The following is a 4,047-nucleotide window of genomic DNA, read 5'->3' on the forward strand; positions in this document are numbered from 1 at the left end:
GATGTTCACCGTGCTGTTCGCGATCGGGCGTACGCCGGGCTGGCTCGCCCAGTGGCTCGAGCTCGTGCAGGACAAGGAGCAGAAGATCGCCCGGCCGAAGCAGATCTACACCGGCCAGCGCACCCTCGACTTCACGCCCGCCTCCCAGCGCTGGTCCTGAGGGGCTGTCATATCTGCGCGATCGCGCGGTTATGACATCCAATCGGGCCCGGCGCATGTCGTAACCGCGCGATCGCGCCGTTACGACATCCCGCCACCCTTCAGGGCAACTCGTCACGCGGCCGCGCGCTCGACCTCGAGCAGGGACTCGGAGTGCCGCTCGGTCTCGAACGCCGCGCGGCCACCGCGGAAGCCGAAGAGCCGCTTGGTCCACAGGATGTACACCACGGCGAACACGTTCAGCGCGAACGCCACGACCCGGAGCCAGGTGACCCGTTCGAGGAGCTCGTAGATCTCCACCGGGATGAACACCGCGGTGCCGACGACCGCGACGTACTCGCCCCAGCGCTTCATCAACCAGAGCCCGACGGCCTCGAGCAGCTCCAGTGCGCCGTACGCCAGGACGCCGAGGCTGATCAGGGTGAGCGTGTGGGGGTCGGTCTCCAGCGCCTTCTGGATCAATCGCACCGGACCGGTCGCCTGGAGGTCGACGCCGGCGTGCTCCGCGACCGGTGACAGCCGCGGCAGGTAGTCGTCGAAGAGCCGCTGCAGCGAGTTCTGTGCGCCCTCGAACCGGTAGATGCCGTACGCCAGGGCCACGAGGAGTACGCCGCGGATGCCGCGCTCGACGGCGAGCAGTCGGAGGATGAACGCGTCTCGCAGCGCCCGCCCCCGCAGCACGATCGGCGCGTCCTCGGCCGGCCCGCGTCCATGCGGCTCTCCCGGGATGAACGACCCGCAGCGCAGGCACCGCCAGGCCTCCCCCACCACCGTCTCGACGCGGAGCCGTTCGGCCAGCGCCGCTTCGGTCGGCGCCCACGTGACGTGGCCGCGCCAGCCGCAGTTGCGCACGTTCCAGTCGAAGGTGCGAAACGGCTTCCTCACCCGGCGCAGCCTAGGTGCGCGTGTGTCGGAAGCCTCATCCCGAGGGGCGGGAAATGACGGGCGTCGACCTGCGGGTCTTGGGAGGATCGGCGGGTGTCGACCCTGAGCAGCTTGGCCTCGCTGGAGGCGCGCCTCGACCACCTGCTCGCCGCACCGGCCCAGACCGGAATGCTGGCGATGGTCGTGCGCCGCCCTGACGTCGGAGTCCGGGAGATCCTCGGCGAGGGCGTGCTCGACGAGGCGGGAGGACTCGTGGGCGACAACTGGCTCAGCCGCGCCACCTCGCGTGCGATCACCGAGGGTCGCCACCTCGACGCGATGATCACCGTGATGAGCGCGCGGATGGTCTCGTTGCTCGGCGAGACCGACGACGTCCAGGCACAGGCCGGTGACCAGCTGTACGTCGACCTCGACCTCTCCCACGACAACCTGCCCGCCGGTACCCGGATCGCGCTGGGCGAGGACGCCGTCCTGGAGGTCACCGCGAAGCCGCACGCGGGCTGCAAGAAGTTCCTGGCCAGGTTCGGCGAGGACGCGCTGGCCTTCGTCAACGGCGAGGTCGGGAGCCGGATGAGGCTGCGCGGGCTGAACGCGCGCGTGGTGCGCGGAGGCGTGATCCGCCCCGGTGACGTCGTACGACGTCTGGGCTGATCGATCGGCTCGGCTTCTTCAGGACCCCCCAGCGCCATCTCAGCGTCCTCCCAGACTCGCCCGGCAACCTCTGCGTCATGACGAACGACCCGTACGGCCGAAGCGAGCCGGAGAACCGACACGAGTGGGGTCAGGAGCCGCCTGCTCCACCCGCGACCTGGTCGCCGTACGGTTTCGCAGCCCAGCCGGATGATGGCCGCGCCACCCTCGGCCAGGACGTCAGTGGCCCGGTTCTCCCACCCGACCCACGTCCCCGGAGCGGGCTGCGTGGCAAGGGGCTGGCCGCCACCGTAGTGGCGGCCAGCCTGCTCGTCGGCGGTGCTGCCGGCGTGGGCGGCGCCGCGGCGTGGACCTCGACGCACGACTCGGTGCAGTCCTCGCCGGTGCTCACCCAGAGCGGCGGCAGCACCGCCCAGACCGCCGCCACCGGATCGATCGAGAAGGTCGCCCAGAGCGTGCTGCCCTCGGTGGTGATGATCGAGGTGGCCGGTCCCGACGGCTCCGGCTCCGGCTCCGGCATCATCCTCAGCCAGGACGGCAAGATCCTCACCAACAACCACGTGGTCGCCCTCGCCGGGAAGTCCGGCAGTCTGAGCGTCTCGTTCAACGACGGCTCCCACGCCTCCGCCAAGATCCTGGGCACCGACCCGCTCACCGACACCGCGGTGATCCAGGCCCAGGGGGTCGACAACCTCACGCCGGCCACCATCGGGCACTCCTCGAGCCTCGCGGTCGGCCAGGGGGTGGTCGCGATCGGCTCGCCGTTCGGCCTCGACGCGACCGTCACCAGCGGCATCGTGAGCGCGCTGAACCGCCCGGTGAACGTCGGCCAGGTCAGCCAGGGCAACGTCGCGGTCTACCCGGCGATCCAGACCGACGCCGCGATCAACCCGGGCAACTCCGGTGGCCCACTGGTCGACCTGTCGGGCTCGGTCGTCGGTATCGACGCCGCGATCCAGACCGCCACCGACACCACGAGCCAGGGCGAGCCCGGGTCCATCGGTCTCGGTTTCGCGATCCCGATCGACGAGGTGCTGCCGATCGTCCAGCAGATGATCAAGGGCGAGACGCCCACCCACGCCCGCCTGGGCATCGGTGTGGACAACGCCGCCGGCGGCCAGCAGACGACCGACGGCGCGAAGGTCGCCCAGGTCAACCAGGGCTCCGCCGGTGGCAACGCCGGGCTCAAGACGGGTGACGTGATCACCAAGGTCGACGACCACCTGATCACCTCCTCCGACGGGCTGATCGCGATCGTCCGGTCCTACCGCCCCGGCGACAAGGTCACCGTCACCTACGAGCGCGGAGGGAGCACCCACACCGTGCAGGTCACGCTCGAGTCCGACGCGGCCACCACGAACTCCTGAGCTCGGGGTCCGGAGGTCGTTCACTGCGCCGGTGACGCCTCCGGGCCCCGTTCCCTACACCGGGGGGCAACGTCATACGTTCCGAGGCGTCTAGGACTCGGAACGTATGACGTCCCCGCCCGGGAACGGTCTCCCACCAGGAGATCGGGGCCGGCTCCGACAGCCCGTCGCAGCCGGACGCGATCAAGAACCGCCGGTCATCAACGAGCCCGGCGGACCCTGGCCTCGTCCCAGACCGGTCCGTCCGACTCGTAGACGTCGCCGTCCGCGCCGTACACCAGGAACCGGTCGAAGCCGCGCGCGAACCAGCGGTCGTGGGTGACCGCGATGACGGTGCCCTCGAACGCCTCGAGACCGTCCTCGAGCGCCTCGGCGGACTGGACGTCGAGGTTGTCCGTCGGCTCGTCGAGGACCAGCAGCGTCGCTCCGGACAGCTCGAGCAGCAGGATCTGGAAGCGCGCCTGCTGGCCGCCCGAGAGCGACTCGAACCTCTGCTCCGAGGCGTGCGCGAGCTCGTAGCGGTCGAGCACCCGGGCGGCGGCCTCACGGCCCATGCCCACGCGGCCGTCGGGGCGGCCGTCACCGCGGTGCAGGATCTCCAGCAGGGTCCGCCCGGCGAGCTCGGGGTGCTCGTGGGTCTGGACGAACCAGCCCGGACGCACGCGCGCGCCGAGCTTGGCCTTGCCGGAGTGCCGGACCGGCTCGATCGGGGTGTCGTCGACGGGGCGGTGCTCGACGTCGGGGTCGGAGCCACCGGCGGCCAGCAGCCGCAGGAAGTGCGACTTGCCCGACCCGTTGCTGCCCAGCACCGCGACCCGCTCGCCGTACCAGACCTCGAGGTCGTACGGATGCATCAGCCCGGTCAGCTCGAGGCTCTCGCAGACCACGGCACGCTTGCCCGTGCGGCCACCCTTCAACCGCATCGACACCTGCTGCTCGCGCGGCTGCTCGATCGGCGGACCGGCTTCCTCGAACTTCCGGAGCC

The 4,047-nt window shown here is 70.7% G+C and carries 5 protein-coding genes; 3 read left to right on the forward strand and 2 right to left on the reverse strand.

Going from position 1 to position 4,047, the window contains the following annotated elements; genetic code table 11:
* Position 1: 1 nt before the first annotated feature.
* Complete coding sequence (locus tag VGJ24_RS03635; protein ID WP_331499133.1) at positions 2 to 160, forward strand: citrate/2-methylcitrate synthase; 159 nt, start codon at positions 2 to 4, stop codon at positions 158 to 160.
* 113 nt (positions 161 to 273) lie between these two features.
* Here the strand turns inward: VGJ24_RS03635 and VGJ24_RS03640 are convergent, their stop codons facing one another.
* Positions 274 to 1,044, reverse strand: a complete 771-nt coding sequence (locus VGJ24_RS03640; RefSeq protein WP_331499129.1) for a DUF2127 domain-containing protein — start codon at positions 1,042 to 1,044, stop codon at positions 274 to 276.
* A 93-nt stretch (positions 1,045 to 1,137) separates the two neighbouring features.
* Between VGJ24_RS03640 and VGJ24_RS03645 the strand changes: the two genes are divergently transcribed.
* Positions 1,138 to 1,695: an MOSC domain-containing protein gene (locus VGJ24_RS03645; protein ID WP_331499130.1), complete on the forward strand. Its 558-nt coding sequence runs from the start codon at positions 1,138 to 1,140 to the stop codon at positions 1,693 to 1,695.
* Between the two features lie 77 nt (positions 1,696 to 1,772).
* Complete coding sequence (locus tag VGJ24_RS03650; RefSeq protein ID WP_331499131.1) at positions 1,773 to 3,062, forward strand: S1C family serine protease; 1,290 nt, start codon at positions 1,773 to 1,775, stop codon at positions 3,060 to 3,062.
* Between the two features lie 200 nt (positions 3,063 to 3,262).
* Here VGJ24_RS03650 and VGJ24_RS03655 read toward each other — a convergent pair.
* Positions 3,263 to 4,047: ATP-binding cassette domain-containing protein (locus VGJ24_RS03655; protein ID WP_331499132.1), on the reverse strand; the 785-nt coding region annotated here is incomplete at its 5' end.

The sequence above is a fragment of the Nocardioides sp. genome (genome assembly GCF_036493135.1).
In the GTDB taxonomy this organism is placed as follows: Bacteria; Actinomycetota; Actinomycetes; order Propionibacteriales; family Nocardioidaceae; genus Nocardioides.